Source organism: Acetoanaerobium noterae (assembly GCF_900168025.1).
GTDB classification, from domain to species: domain Bacteria; phylum Bacillota; class Clostridia; order Peptostreptococcales; family Filifactoraceae; genus Acetoanaerobium; species Acetoanaerobium noterae.
Genome location: NZ_FUYN01000006.1, coordinates 92,575 through 111,055, shown reverse-complemented (window position 1 = coordinate 111,055; position 18,481 = coordinate 92,575). Strand labels below are relative to the sequence as shown.

18 protein-coding genes are annotated in these 18,481 nt (G+C 33.1%); 10 read left to right on the top strand and 8 right to left on the bottom strand.

Translation table 11 applies throughout. The annotated features are described in order from the left end of the window. Positions 1-67: 67 nt before the first annotated feature. The 4 genes from B5X47_RS11250 to B5X47_RS11235 are packed head-to-tail and all read left to right on the top strand — an operon-like array spanning position 68 to position 4,819. Complete coding sequence (locus B5X47_RS11250; protein WP_079590243.1) at positions 68-1,396, top strand: MFS transporter; 1,329 nt, start codon at positions 68-70, stop codon at positions 1,394-1,396. Further along, positions 1,380-3,713, top strand: a complete 2,334-nt coding sequence (locus B5X47_RS11245) for an ABC transporter permease (RefSeq protein ID WP_242951046.1) — start codon at positions 1,380-1,382, stop codon at positions 3,711-3,713. The genes B5X47_RS11250 and B5X47_RS11245 overlap by 17 nt, the downstream gene beginning before the upstream one ends. 10 nt (positions 3,714-3,723) lie before the next feature. After that, positions 3,724-4,440: an ABC transporter ATP-binding protein gene (locus B5X47_RS11240; RefSeq protein WP_079590242.1), complete on the top strand. Its 717-nt coding sequence runs from the start codon at positions 3,724-3,726 to the stop codon at positions 4,438-4,440. Positions 4,441-4,456: 16 nt separating this feature from the next. After that, positions 4,457-4,819 carry a DUF2200 domain-containing protein gene (locus B5X47_RS11235; RefSeq protein WP_079590241.1) on the top strand — a complete coding sequence of 121 codons (363 nt, stop codon included), beginning with the start codon at positions 4,457-4,459 and terminating at the stop codon, positions 4,817-4,819. A 198-nt stretch (positions 4,820-5,017) separates the two neighbouring features. Here B5X47_RS11235 and B5X47_RS11230 read toward each other — a convergent pair whose 3' ends face one another. Further along, a complete protein-coding gene (locus B5X47_RS11230) occupies positions 5,018-5,722 on the bottom strand; it encodes a helix-turn-helix domain-containing protein (protein ID WP_079590240.1) in 705 nt (234 codons plus the stop codon). A 408-nt stretch (positions 5,723-6,130) separates the two neighbouring features. Here B5X47_RS11230 and B5X47_RS11225 point away from each other — a divergent pair, with 408 nt between their 5' ends. From B5X47_RS11225 to B5X47_RS11205, 5 genes are all read left to right on the top strand, one after another. After that, positions 6,131-6,625, top strand: a complete 495-nt coding sequence (locus tag B5X47_RS11225) for an LURP-one-related/scramblase family protein (protein WP_079590239.1) — start codon at positions 6,131-6,133, stop codon at positions 6,623-6,625. Positions 6,626-6,712: 87 nt separating this feature from the next. Further along, entirely contained in the window at positions 6,713-7,462 is a 750-nt protein-coding gene (locus B5X47_RS11220; protein WP_079590238.1) for a MerR family transcriptional regulator, read from the top strand. A 77-nt stretch (positions 7,463-7,539) separates the two neighbouring features. After that, a complete protein-coding gene (locus tag B5X47_RS11215) occupies positions 7,540-8,274 on the top strand; it encodes an ABC transporter ATP-binding protein (RefSeq protein WP_079590237.1) in 735 nt (244 codons plus the stop codon). After that, positions 8,261-9,010: an ABC transporter permease gene (locus B5X47_RS11210; RefSeq protein ID WP_079590236.1), complete on the top strand. Its 750-nt coding sequence runs from the start codon at positions 8,261-8,263 to the stop codon at positions 9,008-9,010. The genes B5X47_RS11215 and B5X47_RS11210 overlap by 14 nt, the downstream gene beginning before the upstream one ends. Before the next feature lie 388 nt (positions 9,011-9,398). Continuing rightward, complete coding sequence (locus B5X47_RS11205; protein ID WP_207651484.1) at positions 9,399-10,829, top strand: flagellin N-terminal helical domain-containing protein; 1,431 nt, start codon at positions 9,399-9,401, stop codon at positions 10,827-10,829. Between the two features lie 476 nt (positions 10,830-11,305). Here B5X47_RS11205 and nadE read toward each other — a convergent pair whose 3' ends face one another. The 7 genes from nadE to B5X47_RS11170 form a co-directional block, all read right to left on the bottom strand. Continuing rightward, positions 11,306-12,118, bottom strand: coding sequence for an NAD(+) synthase (nadE, locus tag B5X47_RS11200; RefSeq protein WP_242951045.1), 813 nt, complete (start codon positions 12,116-12,118; stop codon positions 11,306-11,308). Further along, positions 12,102-13,631, bottom strand: a complete 1,530-nt coding sequence (locus B5X47_RS11195) for a nicotinate phosphoribosyltransferase (protein ID WP_079590234.1) — start codon at positions 13,629-13,631, stop codon at positions 12,102-12,104. Before B5X47_RS11195 ends, nadE begins: the two co-directional genes overlap by 17 nt. A gap of 17 nt (positions 13,632-13,648) precedes the next feature. Beyond that, a complete protein-coding gene (locus B5X47_RS11190; protein ID WP_079590233.1) occupies positions 13,649-14,458 on the bottom strand; it encodes a hypothetical protein in 810 nt (269 codons plus the stop codon). A gap of 13 nt (positions 14,459-14,471) precedes the next feature. Next, positions 14,472-14,996, bottom strand: coding sequence for a cysteine hydrolase family protein (locus B5X47_RS11185; protein WP_079590232.1), 525 nt, complete (start codon positions 14,994-14,996; stop codon positions 14,472-14,474). 15 nt (positions 14,997-15,011) lie between these two features. Beyond that, a complete protein-coding gene (locus B5X47_RS11180) occupies positions 15,012-15,758 on the bottom strand; it encodes an NUDIX hydrolase (RefSeq protein WP_079590231.1) in 747 nt (248 codons plus the stop codon). Positions 15,759-15,880: 122 nt separating this feature from the next. Continuing rightward, positions 15,881-16,570: an aspartate/glutamate racemase family protein gene (locus B5X47_RS11175; protein WP_079590230.1), complete on the bottom strand. Its 690-nt coding sequence runs from the start codon at positions 16,568-16,570 to the stop codon at positions 15,881-15,883. Positions 16,571-16,583: 13 nt separating this feature from the next. Then, a complete protein-coding gene (locus tag B5X47_RS11170; RefSeq protein WP_079590229.1) occupies positions 16,584-17,417 on the bottom strand; it encodes an undecaprenyl-diphosphate phosphatase in 834 nt (277 codons plus the stop codon). A gap of 333 nt (positions 17,418-17,750) precedes the next feature. Here B5X47_RS11170 and B5X47_RS11165 point away from each other — a divergent pair, with 333 nt between their 5' ends. After that, positions 17,751-18,476 (top strand): gamma-glutamyl-gamma-aminobutyrate hydrolase family protein, encoded by a 726-nt coding sequence (locus tag B5X47_RS11165; protein ID WP_079590228.1) that lies wholly within the window; start codon positions 17,751-17,753, stop codon positions 18,474-18,476. Positions 18,477-18,481: the final 5 nt, after the last annotated feature.

Here is an 18,481-nt window from a genome sequence, read left to right as displayed (position 1 = left end):
CAGATGGAAAAGCATTTGTTTTTTTTTAATCATCAATCGACCGATGGTCGAGAAAGAGTGGAAAATTATGTATGAATGTAAACCTATTAATAATAACTTTGATTCAGGATATAAAAAATTCAAATTACTAATTTTAGGACAAACTATCTCTAGCATAGGAAGTGGAATGACTGCTTTTGGTTTAGCTATTTATATTCTTAAGATTACAGGCTCTGTGACGACTACAGGGATATTTAGTATATGTGCTTTTTTGCCATCTATTTTACTAGCTCCAGTGGGAGGAGTACTGGCTGACAGATATGATAGAAGATGGATGATGATTTTAGGAGAGTTGCTATCTGCAGTAGGGTTAAGCATATGTATACTTGCAGTAATGAAAAAAGCTGATTTAGTTTGGATACTTATTGGAATAGGTATTAGCTCTATATTTACAGCACTTACTGAACCAGCATTTAAAGCAACTGTTACTGATTTATTGCCAGAAGAAAAGTATTCAAAAGCAAGTGGAATGATGCAGCTTGCCAATAGTTCAAAGCTTATAATTTCTCCTATGGTTGCAGGCTTATTGCTTCGTATAGTTAATGTCAGCGTTCTTATAGGAATAGATATTATGACTTTTTTTACAACTGCTATTATGATTGTATTTGTGAAAAGAGGCATGACAAATAAAGTTTCATCAGATACAAAAGATACAAAATTAAATCTAAGAAGTGAGTTTAAACTAGGCATCAAAGCTATAGGAGATAAAAAGGGAGTCAAAGAACTTATTTTAGTTATGACGATATCGACATTTTGTCTTGGATTTATTCAGATACTGAGTAAGCCACTTGTTCTTTCTTTTGCAAGTGAAATAGAGCTAGGGATTATAACTACTGTAATAGCATTTGGAATGATAGCAGGAAGTATAGCTGTAGGCTGGATGAAGGAAATTAAATCCCATGTGAACTTACTTTCAGTTGGATTAGTTGGATGTGGAATATTTTATTTTCTTGTAGGAGTAAGAGCGAATATGGTTTTAATAGCGGGATTTGGGTTTATGATGTTTGCTTTTATGCCAGCGGTTCAAATAGGAGCAGAGGTTCTGATAAGAAAAAATATACCAAATAAGCTACAGGGAAGAGTCTTCGGATTTACAGGCATGATTTCTCAGCTAGGATATATTGTAGCTTTTGCTTTATCTGGCATTCTTTCTGATTTTATATTTGAACCATTTATGAAGGGAAATTCTGCTTTTGCTATGGCGTTAGGCAGAGTGATTGGAATAGGAGAAGGAAGAGGAATCGCACTTTTGATTATAATTGTGGGGGTAGGACTTGCGATGCTTGGGTTATCAGTAGGTAGATTAAACAATGTAAGAGCTTTAGAAAGGGAGAGCTATCATGAAGCTGTTATTTAACTTGGTTGTAAATGATATTAGAAAAAACAGGATTATATCGAGTATATTATTTGCTTTTTTAATGTTATCTGCAGTACTTCTAACTGGAGGACTGAGAATAGGTGTGACTAGCATAACCTCTATCAATGCTCTTAGTACTGTGGCTCAGATACCTGATTATATTCAGATGCATAAGGGAGATTATGACGAGAAGGCAATTGAGGATTTTGTAAAAAATCATGATTATATTGAGGCTTTTCAAGTTACAAAAATGCTTAATATTAAAAACTCAGAGCTATATCATAATGGAAAATCCTTTGAAAATAGCCTTATGGATAATAGCTTTGTAGCTCAAAATGAAAGCTTTGATTATTTGCTTGATATGAATAATGAAATTGCGATTATAGATAAAGGAGAAATAGGTATCCCTATATATTATGCTCATGAGCTAGGGATAAAGCTAGGAGACAGTATCAGAGTAGAGAAAGGAAGCTACGCAAAAGATTTTAAAGTATCTACGATAATTCGTGATGCTCAAATGAACTCAGCGCTTACATCATCTAAAAGATTGTTAATAAATGAAGCTGATCTTTCAGAGCTAAGTAATAATCTAGGTGAATGGGAGTATTGCTTTGAATTTTTGCTAGAGGAAGGCTCTATAGCTTCTTTAGAAACGGATTATATAGGGGAAAAGCTCCCATCAAATGGAGTTGGAATTTCAGGCAGTTTAATTACTATGCTCAATACTTTTTCTCATGGAATCATTATTATAATCATAATGGCAATAAGTATGCTTCTAATAGGAATAGCTTTTTTATGTCTTTCATATATCATTAGGGCGACTCTAGCTGAGCAAAGTAGTATCATAGGAGAGATGAGAGCTATTGGATTTACTAAAAAAGAAATCAAAAAACTATATCAGCTAAAATATGTAATAATCGCTATAGTTGCCGGAATCATAGGCTACTTAGGCGGAACTTTATTAGGAGATTATCTTTCAGAATCTGTAATTTTGTATTATGGAAGTGCAAAAGGAAATATAGAGCTTATTAAATGGGGAATTCCAGTCATAGGGATCCTGATTCAGTTAGTAATAGTAACAACAGGCTGTACAGTCATAATCAGTAGAAACCTTAGAAAAACAGTGCTACAGATGCTAAAAGGTGAAGATGATGTAAAAAGAGAAGGACATTATAAGCTGCCAGCTAATGGATTTAAATATCCTAACATTAGCATAGCTTTTGGAGAGCTAAAATGTAAGTATAGGCAATATATAGTTGTATTTTTAGTTTTTATTTTCTCATCATTTTTGATACTACTTCCTATGAATATGAAAAATACAATAAATCATCCTTCCTTTATGAGCTATATGGGTGTGGGAGAAAGTGATTTAAGAATTGATATCCAGTACACAGGCGATTTAGAAGCAAAAAGAGAACTACTAGAAGCTCATCTAAATAACGATGCTGATATTGAAAAATATGCTATATATCAGTATGGAAGTGCACAGGTTTTAAATAATGATGGCAAATGGGATAATATCCGAATAGAAAGTGGCAATCAGGCTAAATTTCCCCTTGATTATCTAGAAGGGAAAGCTCCAGCTAATGATAACGAAATAGCCTTGTCATATCTTAATGCAAAGGAGATAAATAAAAATATAGGTGAGAATCTGACATTAAATTATATGAATAAAGAAGTAGAGTTTATAGTTAGTGGGATATATCAAGACATTACCTATGGTGGAAAAACAGCAAAGGTAAAACTTGAATTTAATGAAAAGGATTTAGATGCTTATATTGTATATGTAAATCTAAAAGAAGAAATAGATATAGAAAAAAAGGCAAGTGAGCTAAGAGGGATTTTAAGTGATAGCAAAGTCACTCCAGTTAGAGAGTTTATAGCTCAGACACTAGGAGGGATATCAGATACTATGGGTATAGTTGAAGTAGCGACTGTCATCATATCACTGTTTCTAAGCGTGCTAATTACAGCTATGATATTGAAATTAATAATGGCAAAAGAGCAGAGTGCTATAGCTATAAAAAAAGCCATAGGTTTTTCTAATGATGACTTAAGAATCCAGCTAGGAATTAGAATCTTGGCTATTCAGATATTTGGAATAGGAGTAGGAACCATACTTGCAAATAATTTTGGTGAAGCTATATTTGGACTTATGCTGTCTGGTTTTGGAGCATCAAAGATAAAATTTCTAATTAACCCTATAAAGGCATATTTATTTTGTCCAGTGATTCAAATTTTAGCGGTTTTAATTATAGTGACAGTTATAAGTAGGGGCGTAAGTAAGTACCATATTAGAAATCAAATAATAGAATAGGAGAAATCAAATGATAAAGGTTAAAAATATAAGCAAGTCATATAAAGATGCTATAGTTCTTAACAATGTGAGTTTAGAGATTAATAAAGGAGATTTTACTGCTGTTATGGGACCATCAGGCTCAGGTAAGTCTACTCTTCTTTATAGCATTAGCTCCATGGATAATCCTGATGAAGGAGAAGTCATATTTGAGGGTATAGATGTTTATAAGCTTAGCGAATCAGAGCTATCAAAATTTCGTCTTAATAAAATGGGTTTTGTATTCCAAAATTCTCAGATGCTAAAGAATCTCTCTATTTTTGATAATATAATTTTGCCAGGCATGGTTGCTAAAAGAGAATCTATTGAGGTAGTACGAGCAAGAGCCACAGAGCTAATGAGCAAAATGGGAATAGAGGATATAAAGGACAGGGACATAAGAGAGGTTTCTGGTGGACAGCTTCAAAGAGCAGCTATTTGCAGAGCCATGATAAATAGTCCTGAGATTTTGTTTATGGATGAGCCTACAGGAGCCTTAAACTCAGAGGCAGCAAGTCAAGTAATGGAAATATTAAAAAAGCTCAATCAAGAAGGTATAAGCATTATGCTAGTCACTCATGATGCAAAAATGGCATCAATGGCTAAAAAGGTTATCTATATAAAAGATGGAAAGTTAGCTGGAGAAATCAAGCTAAGCAATGAAAAAGAAGCACTAGCAGAGATTGACTTGTGGCTAAAAACTATTTGATAAAGGAGCGTTTTTTATGAGTAAAAATAATATCAATGCTATGAGCATATCAAAAGTATATCCTCTGTATGTGGAAAAAGCAGAGAGAAAAGCAAGAACAAAGGAAGAGGTCAATGAAATCATATTTTGGCTTACAGGTTATAGCAAAGAAAAGCTAGAACTGCAGCTAGAAAAGGGAGTTGATTTTGAAACATTTTTTATAGAAGCTCCTGAAATGAATCCGTCAAGAAAGCTTATCAAAGGAGTCGTATGTGGAGTGAGAGTAGAAGATATTAAAGAGCCCATAATGAGAGAGATAAGATATCTAGATAAGCTAATAGATGAGCTAGCAAAAGGTAAGGCTATGGACAAGATTCTTAGGAAAACAGAAGAAATCTAAACAAGAGCAGAATTAAATTAATAATCATTATAGTGAAGGCAATTACACATAATCCAAACGAAAAAGGCTTAACTTTATCAAAATGGAATAAAATAGGGAAATAACCATATAATTGATTGCATGCTAAGCCTCCATTACAAATACTAGCTTTGCGATAGCCAAAATAAATTAGGAGTATGTAATTAATTTAAACGCATATTATGACTCTATTTCATCAACTGCAATATACACGTCCATGTATGAGGTTCCATTTACAAAATATTCTTTTTCAAAGCAGGAAATGATTTTTTTATCTTCTTTATGAGGAATCCTATTTATATGCATATGAGTCATGAGAACCTTGTATGCATTTGGAATCAATCTAAATGGTGCTATCATTGGGTCTTTGATAGTTATGACTATGTATTTTTGCTTATCTTGATTTACTATATCCATAAAATCAGCAGTTTCTGTAACATTATCGGGTAGTATGAGTGCGGCAACGTAACCATGCATATTAAACACATTTATTTGTTCTTGTGATAATACTGGGAAGTCCCAGCCAATAATTTCTGGATTTTGAATTTTTAGCATTTTTGCCCATTTTTTTACATGATCAAGTGCATCATCTTCAGGTTCTGTACTAACGACTGCATATCTAATATATCTAAAAGGTTCAACATATTCCATTCTTATGTCTGAATAAGCTTCGTCACTTACATTCATATCATTTCGTATTAATTCATCCATACTGCAAGAAAATAATTTGCATATCTCTATAACCTTATCCATCTCAGGGTACATGACATCTAGCTCCCATTTTGATACTGTTTGTCTGCTCACTCCAAGTTTTTCTGCCAATTCTTCTTGCGTCATTTTATTTCTCATTTTTCTTAAAAATTGAATATTTTGTCCAAAACTCATAATTATCCCCCTCAATATTTCAATCATTTGCTAAGAACAGATTACATCAAAAATAAAAAATATTCCATAAACTGTATGTTTCTTTTTAGCTAAATAAAGCAACTTTAAATTGCATAATTTAAAAATTCATTAGCCTAAACATTTATAACTATTCGATATACAAGGAGCTATAAACAGGTTATGATGATGTTAAATTAGGATTTTGACATAAAAAATTAACTATTTTTGGAAATCATTATGTTAAATTTAGTTTGAGAACGGATTAGGGAAAATTTGAAAATTAGGGGATAATTATGGAAAAGAATAAAATAATTAGATATGAAATAATTCATTTGCCAAAAGAGCAGTGGAAAGACGCTATATATAATTTTCCAGATAGACTCTAAAAATGTTACTAGGAGGATGACGATGAAGGAACTATATATCAAACAAAAGGTATTTAGCATAGGAGAAAAATTCACAGTAACGGATGAGCATCAAAACGATGTTTATTATGTAGAGGGAAGCTTTTTTCAAATTCCTAAAACATTTTCTATAATGAATGAAAATAGAGACGAGGTTGCTCTTATTACTAAAAAGGTTTTTAGTTTTTTACCTAAATTCTTTGTAGAGGTTCAAGGAAAAGAGATACTTACTATCACTAAAGAGCTCTCATTTTTTAAAGCGAGATACACAATAGATGCAGAAGGCATAGAAGTGCAAGGAAATTGGTGGGATATGGATTTTGAAGTATATAAGCAAGGTCAGCTTGTAGGTCAGGTTAATAAAGAGTGGTTTACTTGGGGTGACACCTATAAGGTTCAAATCTTTGATGAGGCTATGGAAACCATAGTAATTGCAGTTGTAGTAGCTATAGATTGTGTAAAATCAGATGAAGCTGCAGCATCTAGCGCAGCAACGTAGATATATATTAAATGGATAAAGTTAGACCCTCCACTATATCACCATACTTTTGCTTTATGTTATATTTAGTTCATGGAGGTGAGGATGATGAAGGTTTATAAGACTGGGGAAGTCGCAAGAATAATAGGCATACATTCAAATACAGTGAGGCTATATGAAGAGCTAGAGCTTATTCCAGTTGTAAAAAGACAGCCAAATGGTTACCGTGTATTTACGGATTTTCATATTGATCAATTTAAGCTTGCTCGCCTCGCTTTTCAAATCGAAGTCTTGCAAAATGGACTCAGGCAGAAAATAATTCAGATGCTAAAGATATCTGCCAAGGGAGATTTTGATAGGGCACTTAGCATTACAAATGAATATTTGGAGCTTGTCAGTATAGAGCGAAGAAACGCTGAAGAAGCTATTGAGATAGTAAAGCAGATTTTATCGGACAAAGCGGATGAAAATACGAGTGTTTTTAAACGAAAAGAGGTTTCTAATTATCTAGGTATTTCTATGGATACTCTTAGAAACTGGGAAATGAATGGGTTATTGACGATAAAGCGTAAACAAAATGGATATAGGGTGTATACTGATAAAGATATAAGATATTTGAAAATAATTCGATCTCTTAGATGTGCAAACTATTCCTTAGCTTCAATTCTTCGTATGATAGGTCAGTTATCTAAAAATCCTGATATAGATATCAAGGAGGTACTTGATACTCCAAAAGAGACTGAAGATATTATAACAGTATGTGATAATCTTATTACTTCTTTGTCACATGCAGAAAATAATGCTAGTAAGATGATTGATATGCTTCAAAATATGAAAGCCTCAAATTATGAGTTTTGATTTTTAGAAACTCTCCACTTTACCACCAAGGTTTTTCTTGGTGGTATTCTTTTTGTAGAGAATAAGGAGGTACTAATATGAAGGAAGTAATCAAAGTAGAGCAACTTACAAAATCCTATGGCAATTTTATTGCAGTAGATAATGTGAGCTTATCAGTAAGTAGAGGAATGGTTTTTGGATTGCTAGGAGCAAATGGAGCAGGAAAAAGCACCACTATTGAATGCATTTTAGGCACAAAAAATCCAGATAGTGGACAGGTTTCTATTTTGGAACTTAATCCAAAAGCAGATCGCAAGAGCTTGTTTGAAAAGGTTGGGGTTCAGTTTCAAGAAATGAATTATCAAGAACAAATTAAAGTATCTGAGCTATGTGAAGTTACAGCGTCTTTATATCAGAATCCTTTAAATTATATTGAGCTACTTATGGAGTTTGGCATTGGTGATAAGCAAAAAAGCCTTGTAAAGGATTTATCTGGAGGGCAAAGACAGCGTTTATTTATAGTGCTTGCTCTTATTCCCAATCCGGAAGTAGTTTTTTTAGACGAGCTGACAACAGGCCTTGATGCAAAGGCTCGCAGAGATGTTTGGAAGACTCTTATGAGACTAAAGGAAAAAGGTTTAACTATATTACTCACTTCACATTTTATGGATGAGGTGGAAGCCTTGTGTGATAGAATTTGCATTTTAAAAAAAGGAAGGATTGTGTTTGAAGGGACAGTGCTAGAAGCTGTAAATAGTAGTCCCTGCGATAAATTTGAGGATGCTTATCTTTGGTATACAGATGAGGAGGAAGAAGCTAATGAAAACCTTTAGTACAATGCTAAAAACAGAGCTAAAGCTGTCTCTTAGAGGGATGGATATGTTTATATTTGCTATCTGTGGTCCTCTGGTGGTGCTTATTATTCTTGGAGTTATTTATGGGAATAAGCCGGCCTTTGAAGGGGCAGGGTATTCTTTTTTAGAGCAGTCATTTGGAGCACTAGCTACGATTTCTATTTGTGCAGGGGGAGTCATGGGATTGCCGCTGGTTATATCAGATTATAGAGGGAAAAACATACTAAAAAGATATAAGGTAACTCCTGTTAGTCCAGCTATGATTTTAATAGTTCAAGTAACTATATATTTTTTGTATTCAGTTTCATCTTTATTTCTTTTATATTTTGTTGCAAAACTCTTCTTTGGATATCAATTTCGTGGAGATATAGGGACTTTTCTAGGAGCATATATTTTAGTGATGGTGTCTATGTTTAGTATAGGAATGATGGTAGGAGGAATGGCGCCAAATACGAAAATGGCAGGAATAATAGCGAGCATATTATATTTTCCTATGCTCATTTTTTCAGGAGCGACACTTCCGTATGAAGTGATGCCTAATGCACTTCAAAAAACAGTAGATATACTTCCTCTTACACAGGGAATTAAATTGCTAAAAGCCTCATCTTTAGGCCTAGGTATTGATAGCAATGTTATAGTAGCTCCAGTTATCATAATGACAGGTATAGCAGTTATTTCAGTGGCTGTAGCTATTAGATTTTTTAAATGGGAGTAAAATGCAAGTTCATAAAAGCTAAATTAATGATAAACTTTGGTTTATTATAGGTATAATAAACGGCATTCCATATAAATGAGTAAAATATTAAATAAATTACTCATATTCATTTGACGTGAGTAATTATTACAAATATCATTGTGAATGATTGCAATTATGGAGTAAAGAATACAATAAAAAAACTTGGAGAATTGTAAACAAATTTTATCATATAATTAAAAACTCTTTGTATTTGTCATTTCTTCATATCAGTAAATATATCCTGCAACAAAGAATGAACATTAAAAGATTATATAAGAATAACTGCTATTTTAGCTATTATTCAATGATTTTATGATACAATATAACCATAATAAAGATATAAGCTCCTACTAAAATCTTATGGATGGTGGATATATTGAAAATTAATCATAATTTAAATGCTATTAATGCTCATAATAAAATGAAAATAAATAATAATTATTATTCAAAAACAATGAATAGGTTGTCATCTGGTTTAAAAATAAATAGTGCGGCAGATGATTCAGCTGGGTTATCAATATCTCAAAAAATGAAAACTCAAATTAGAGGTTTATATTTGGTTGAAAGAAACATACGAGATGGTATAGGATTGTTACAAACAGCTGAGGGGGGACTTTCTGAAATAGAAAATCCAAGTTTGCAACGGATTAGAGAATTAGCTGTTCAGGCATCTAATGGAACTTTGACTCTAGAGGATAGAAAGCATATACAAAAAGAAATCAATGAATTAAAAGATGGAATAGATGATATAGCAAATAACACAGAGTTTAATGGAATAAAAGTATTGAGCCCACCTACAGAAAATATTCCGGTTATAGGAACAGCAGATATTATTTTTATTGTTGATAATACAGGAAGTATGGGACCTATTCAAACTCAAGTTGCAAACAATATAGTTTCTTTTACACAAAGTATGCTTAGTAAGGGTATTACTGAATTACGGATAGGTGTACTTTCTTATTATGACAATACTTATACAAAACATGAATTTTCTGGAGAAAAATGGACTAGTGACCCACTAGCTGTAGCTCAGGTTTTAAATGAAATTTCCATTACAAACAACGGTTCATACGAAAATAATATGCAAGCAATAGGAGAAGTTGTGAATCATTACGATTTTAATGAGAATACACCAGGTAAAAATAATAAGCATATTATTCTTATTACGAATGAAGTCGGGGATGATAATGCGAATATAGATGTTGCTAAAACTTTATTACAAGATGAAGGGATACAGCTTCATGGAATTTTTAATGATTCTTTTACAGATTTAAAGAGTGTTGTACAAAGTACAGGAGGAAAATTAATAGATTTGAGCTCATTAGACTGGGGAGCAAATCTAAGCAGTGTAATAGGAACTCATATAGGAGAATCTAGTACTATAATCCAACATGATAAAATGCAAACTATATATCTTCAAGTAGGTCCGAATTTCAAACAAAATTTTAAGATAGAGTTATTTGATGCAAGGACTCATAAATTGGGAATTTCAGATTTATCTGTCGAGACAATCGAAGATGCACAAATTGCAATTTCAACTTTGGATAAAGTAATTGAATTAGTCTCATCAAGAAGGTCTAGGTTTGGAGCATATCAAAATGCATTAGAGCATTTGAATAATAGTGTTTCAATTTATAAAGAGAATATTGTTGCTGCGGAATCAAGAATTGGAGATGCTGATGTGTCAGAAGAAATGATGAATCTTACTAAATTTAGAATCCTTTTAGAGACATCACAACATACTTTAGTAAAATCAAATGAAGTTATGAACCAAATACTGAGTTTTTTAAACGAATAATATACAAGTTTTTAAGCTTTTTTAAAAAAATATTGTTTCTTATATTTTTTATTTACTAGATATTAATCACTATAAATAGTCCATCCAAGAGGAACTTCTAAATTGAAATCCCTCTCTATTGATAAACTTATTTTGCATTATTGTTTTGATAAATAACTATGGGTTTTCATTACTAATATTTGCTTAGCCTATGAACTGCAAGAGCACCATAATATATTAACCAAGTATACTCAATTCATATATTTATTCAAATCCTGTAATCCTAGTAGTATAGTCTCTCTACTATCCTATTATATTAAATATAAGAGTAATTCATTAGAGGAGTTAGCATTTGGAATTAGCGGAAACACTATTTTCTTAGCTATGAATCCCAATAATTTTGTAATGCGATTTGTTATAAAGTTAACTTTCTTTATTTAATAACACAATAAGTAATGAAATAATTACTAGAAAAAATATAATAAGTTTGAAATATTTTATTTTTCATTAGAGCACCACTTTTCTTGTTTATTATAATCAAAAGTAGGGATAGGAGTTCTCTTATGAAGAGCTGCCTTTTCTAGCTTTTTAATTTTTTCTACAGTTTCTTGATTCTCAAGCTCAAGATTTCTTATATATTTATGAACATCGTCATATTTTAATCCAAGTCTTTCCTCATCGGATTTTCCAGAAAGTCCATCGGTTGGAGTTTTGTGAACTAGGTCATATGGGAGTTCTTCTAAGGTATCGCCTATTGCCACTACTTCTACACTTGTAAGGTTTGCTATTGGGTTAAAATCTACTCCACCGTCCCCATATTTAGTAAAATATCCTAGTGTTAGTTCGCTGAGGTTTCCTGTGCCACATACTCGGCAGTGGTGGGATTGTCCCCATGCGTAAAGAGTCATCATACGGATACGAGGAGCTATATTTATCTTTGCATCTACTGATATCTCGTCCCCAGTTGATTCAAGTACAGCTAGCTCAGCGTCATATACTGGTTTTATATTTATTACTCTTGAGTTTATACCTAAAGCTTCACATACCTTATGGCTATCAACTATATCTATCTGATCTCCATTTGGCATTAGAATTCCATAGACATTTTCTCTACCGTAAGCTCTAGCGCAAAGAGCTGCAACCACGCTGCTATCTTTACCTCCTGATATGCCTAGTACTACTTTAGTTAAGCCAGTTGATTCTTTGTAGTCTTTTAACCATTTTATTATTTCGTCTCTCACCTTAACAGCATCAAATTCATAGTTCATTATGTTCATCCCTTCAAGTGAATTTTTAAAATCTATTTTCATGCAAGGTATTTCTAACATCATATATTGAGATTTCATTGTAGACTTTACCATTTTTGAACACGCTCTGCAATAAATTACCTTCATTTGGCAGAGTAGCTCTAGTGTAGCCATCTGTTACGGATATATCCCCATTTTCATCATAGTGGACATAGCACATACCTTTTTGAGATTTTTTGAAGTTTCCTGTGTCGGTTATAGGATTTTTAAATACTTCTATTGGGTTACCATTTACTTCCACATAGGTTGCTTTTATTGCTATTCCATAGGTGTCTCTAGTAAAAGGCTTGATTTGTCCATTTTCTTCTGCACACTGCATGGAAAAACTTCCAGCCCCAAGAGCCACATTATTGGCAGCAAAGCCTTTGTCCATAAGTCCTTTATAGATGAGCTCAGCTCTTTCAGGGGTGATGCTGTCACCATAGATTACTCTTATTGTATTACTTAGAACCTTGTAGCCTTTTGAGTTTATATATCCTCCAAATTCATCCCATAGAGCCTCTACCGTTCCTTTCATAGCAGAAGATCTATTAAGCTCTGAGCTATTATCAGTACCACAAATTATATCAACGGGATTTCCGCTGTCTCCTCTTACAAATAGAGCACCATTTCTAGTTTGGATGAGGGTTTTTATATATTCGCGGCTCAAAATATTTTCTATCATGTTCCAGTAATCATAGCTATCTGAGACCATTGATACGTTTTCAGTTGGATATATTTCACTAAGTAGTCGCTTTACAAAGGTAGTCTCATCGTTATCAATTGCAAAATTACTACACATAACGCTATGCTCTGTGGATATCATACCTGCTCCTAAACTAGCATTTTCGAGAGCTCCATTGTAGTAGTCCTCGAGATAAAGGATGGCAGGAATAGTAGCAGTCTTGGCAAAAGAAGTAAGGAAAGCTGAGCTTGCGAGTACTGCACCTTCCTGTCCCTGAGCACCTCTAAAGCCAAATTCAGATATTGCTGCATATCTAGGAGCAGTATCATCAGCTGTTTTTTCAAAGTACTCATTTACAATTTGTCTATATTTATAGGCTTGATTGGCAATTGTCATAGGATACCATAGCTGACAGCTCATTATGCTTTCTATAAACTGCACTACCCATTCGAAGCCTGGCTTTGTACTAGTTATTTCAATACATGGAACTTTAATTGGGCATTTAGTTCCTTCTTTTAAAGCTTTGATTTCTATAGGAAGATATCCAAGCGAGTGAAGCTCTGCAATCTTAGTAGGTTCACAGTAACTATGGCTTAGGGTGTGCTTTATAACTCTTTCGTATTCCTTGAGTATAGTATCTAGAGGCACATTAAAAAAAGTATCATTGAATCTTTCAATTAAATAGTCCTTTATAAATCCTTGTATTCCAAATACTATAAGGCTATTTTCCTCGCTTAATCTAGACATTCTTGGGGTAAAGTAAGAGGCTATAAAATTCATTCCCTTTGGATACTGCTCAGCATGTGCTTGTTTATAAAAATCGCTTATCAAGGTCATTTGATGTTTTCTCATAACAAAACCTCCAAGTTCTAAAATATATCAATAACCAAAAGCTTAGGATGGCTTTGGCTTCTAAGGATACTGTTTGTAGTAAAAACTTTTTCTATATCTGAAGAATCAAGTAGCTCACCTTGAAAAATAGTATTTTCAGCATGAGTTACAAATAGGTAGATTTTATCTACTTCTTTAGATTTAAGAGCTGAGCTGGCATGCTTAAAGGTACTGCCAAAGCTACAAAGGTCATCTATTATAAGGACTGATTTATCTTTTAAATCTATATCCTCAGCTATAATACTATATTCCTTAATCTTGCCTCTGTTTGACAGGTCTCTCTTTTTTTGACCATATACCACCTTATGTTTTTTACAGAGCTTTAGATATTTTTTTGTATATTTTTCTTTGGCACCTTTATCAGGAAACATGATAAAATCTATGTCAATTTTAGGAAGTATCTCGTCTAATATTATGTCTTCAATATTTAATTCTTCTAGGTTGTTGATTAAATCTGAGCTAACTTTGGAATGGGGATCAGCTAGGAGAATTTTTTCAAAGCTCATATTATTTAGAATATCTGCAAAGTATCTCAAACTAAATATTTGGTCATTTATTTCTCTATCCATTCGGCTATATGGAAGATAGGGCATAAGCAAAAGGTTTTTTTGCTCTGGAGCATGAATATTTAGGTAGCTATGAGCCATTGCTAGATTAGCTATATCCTTATTACTTTCAAAAAGCAAGGTGATGGTGTTAATATCAGTGTTTAATTTAGGCTTTTTATAGACTGCTTCTTTATTTCGAAATTCCTCATCTCCAAATATTTCCCCATTGATTTTTAGCATAGGGCACCTCTAATTATATTATTTTCATTTGCATAGACTCCATAACGTGGATAGCTTCATCGTGAAGATTATCGTCAAAGGATGCGCATAGCTGTGAATTTATAGTTATAAGAGCTTCTGGAAGCACAGCTTTGCAGATTACTGCATTTGAAATTACGCACATATTTGTAACCACACCGCAGATTTCTATTTCTGTTTCTTCATCAGAGTAAGGACAAAGAACTTCGATTAATCCCAATCCTCCAAAGGTAGGTTTTTTGATATAGTATGGATTTTCAATTACCTTACCTGTTTCTCCATATAGCTTCCAGCCTTCGCTTTCTTCTATGCAGTGCTCTACTGGTAGATTTTTCCCTTCTTGGGTTTCAAGATAATTAGGCTGATGAGTATCCATAGTAAATAGAATTGTTTCATTGTTTTCTTTAGCTTTTTTAAGTCGCTGGGCTATTTTTATGTCTAGAGCTACTGCTTTTTCAAATCCTAATGTTCCATCCACAAAATCTTTTTGAAAATCAACCACTAAAAGTATTTTTTTCATAATATTTTGCCTCCCTTAAAATTTAGAATGTTTGTTATCAAATCTGTAGAGCTGAGCTGGTCTATAGGCTGAGCCATCATCTTTCATCTTGTCAGCAGGCTTGATTTTGTCACTTATTTTTCGCCTGAAAGCTTGTATAGCTCTTCCAAGGATACATTCATAAACCATTTGAAGCTCTTTTACAGTGAAAAATTCAGGAACTAAGTTAAAAGCTAGGTCAGTGTATTCTATTTTGTTTTGAAGTCTGTTTAGAGCATCTATAACCATCTGCTTATGGTCAAAGGCAAGGTCTTTAACTATTAAGTGACCATCTTCAGAGATTAAGTTTACATCTACTATCTCATCGGCTTTTCTTATAGGTTCAATGGAAAACCAAGAAGCAGATGAGCTGTCTGTTTTTTGAGAGATTTGTATAGTGATATCGCTTTTTTTTACAAGAGCAAGGTAAGCTACGCTGACTACTCTTCCTCGTTCATCTCTATTTGTATCTCCATAGGTATATAGCTGTTCCATATATAAGTTTTTGATTCCAGTCTTTGCATAGAGCTTTTCTCTAGCGCAATAATCGAGGTTTTTATCATAGTCTACAAAGCCTCCAGGAAGTGACCAAAATCCATTATATGGTTCTTCATATCTCTTTATTAATAAAATTTGCAAGGTTTTTTCGGGTACTTTTCTTTTGTCATCTTCAGGTTTATCAGTCGCTGTCAAAATAACGATGTCATTTGCCAGACTTAGTTTTTTATAATCTTTAAACTCCATCTCGTCCTCCTTCTCACTTAATAACAATTTGTACTTAAGTAAGTTTAAAAAATATACTTAGTTACACTTTGTATCTAAGTATATTTTGATTATATATCATGTGATATCAAAAAGCAATAGTTTTATAGAGCAAAATCTACTGCTGATTCAGCATGAATTTTTGTAGTGTCATAGACTGGGATGAGAACATCGGATTGTTTTATTAGGAGAGGAATTTCAGTACATCCTAGAATGATTCCCTCTGCTCCATTAGCACAAAGCTTATTTATAATATCTATATATTTTTGCCTAGAATCATCTTTTATTAATCCAAGACATAATTCGTTGTAGATTATATCGTGAATGATTTGTCTGTCTGCATCTTCAGGGATTATTACTTCAATGTCATAATTATCTTTTAGCCTTTTTTTATAAAAATCGCCTTCCATAGTAAATCTAGTACCAAGTAGACCTACTTTTTGAATTTGATCTTTAGAAATAGCAGCTCCCGTCACGTCGGCAATATGTAAGACATTTAGCCCTGTAGCGTGCTCTATTTCTGGAGCCATCTTATGCATGGTGTTCGTACAGATTACGATAAAATCTGCTCCTCCGTGTTTTAAGTTTTGTGCGGCTTCTATCATGAGCTTAGTTAACTCATCCCATTTATTTTGATGCTGAAGAGCTTGGATTACACCAAAATCTACTGAATACATCAAGCATTTGCAAGAGTGTAATCCGCCCAGCTTTTCTTTTACAGTCTCATTTACTATTCTGTAGTATTCCAAAGAAGATTCCCAGCTCATTCCTCCAATTAATCCGATAGTTTTCACTTACAACATCTCCTTATATAATTGTTGTTATTAGAATAACTGCAATCCCTAATACGATTCTATACCAGCCAAAAGCTTTAAAATCATGCTTTTTGATAAAGCTCATAAGGAATTTGATAACTGCCACAGATACTATAAAGGCTACAGCCATTCCTAAAACTAGAATAAAAAGTTCTGAAGCTGTGAAAACAAAACCGAATTTTAAGATTTTGAGTGTACTAAGCCCAAACATTACTGGTACAGCTAGAAAAAAAGTAAATTCTGCTGCAGCTACTCTAGATACACCAATGATAAGTGCTCCGATAATAGTAGCACCTGATCGAGATGTACCAGGTATTATAGATAGAACTTGAAATAGTCCTATAAGCCAAGCGGTTTTGTAAGTGATTTCATTTAGATTAGTGATACTAGGAATGCGCATTTTATTCCAATTTTCTACTATAATAAACCCAATGCCATAAATAATCAAGGTTGTAGCTATAACAATTGGTGTATGAAAATTTGCTTCTATATAATCATCAAAAAGAAGCGTAATAACTGCTCCAGGGATACAAGCAACTACCACTTTAAACCAAAGTGAAAATATTTCTTTTTTAATGACAGGCTGAGATTTATCTTTAAATTGGAAAGGAAACATCTTTTTCCAAAAACTAGTAAGTACAGCTAAAATAGCTCCTAGCTGAATAATTACAAAGAACATTTCCTTGAATGAATCGCTGGCGTTTAGTTGTAAAAATTCGTCTACGATAAGCATATGTCCAGTGCTACTGATGGGTAACCACTCAGTTATACCCTCTACTATCCCTAAAAAAATAACTTTTAAAATTTCTGCAAGCTCTAATGTCATTAATTATATCCTCCTCGTAAATAAAATTTTTAACTTGAATCAAGCAACAAATTTAGTATGAAGAAAATATGAGAAAAAAACAAGAAACATATGGTAACAATCGCAAGAATATGGGATGACACTAATAGTGTCATCAAGGAAATTCAATAATAAGATAGACTATTGTACGATTTTATATATATAATTTAATTAATAAGATTTAGGAATGAGGGAGGAAAATGATCCATTGTTAGATATGTAAAAAAGTTAAATTTAGGAAAAGGTTTTCTGAAATTCAGAATATTTTGATATAATAGATTTAAGTTAACTATGACTTTAGAAAGGGGTATAATTATGAAACTCCCTATTATAGGAATATCAGGGACAATGATGAAGGATAATAATGATATGTTTGAAGGCTATGAAAAATCATACGTTATGGATGATTATGTTCAGGCAGTGCTAAGAGCAGGTGCTGTTCCTATAGTTCTTCCAATTATAGACTCGAGCGAACAAATAAACGAATATGCAAAGCTGATTGATGGCTTAATATTGACAGGAGGTCATGATGTAAATCCTCTTATCTATGGTGAAGAGCCTGATGTCAAAGTTACAGAGATTCTTCCAAAGAGAGATTTTCTAGATTATGAGCTAATAAAATATACTACTGAGCTAGATAAGCCTATACTAGCTATATGTAGAGGAATGCAGATTTTAAATACATATCATGGAGGCACCCTATATCAAGATAACTCATACTGCAAAACTTTTCATATAAAGCATATGCAAGTACATAATCCAGATGTAGCTACTCACACGATAAAAATAGAGCCAAACAGCGTTCTTGAAAGTGTGCTTGGAAACCATGCAGTTGTAAACTCATTCCATCATCAGTCAGTAAAAGGTTTAGCAGAGGGTTTTAGAATAACAGCAGAATCTAAAGACGGAATAGTAGAAGCTATAGAAAGAAACTCTGAGCAGTGGTGTGTAGGGGTGCAGTTTCATCCAGAAATCTTGTCTCACAAGGATGAGAAAATGCAGGCGCTATTTAATGTATTTATAGGAGCGACAAGGAAGTAAATTAG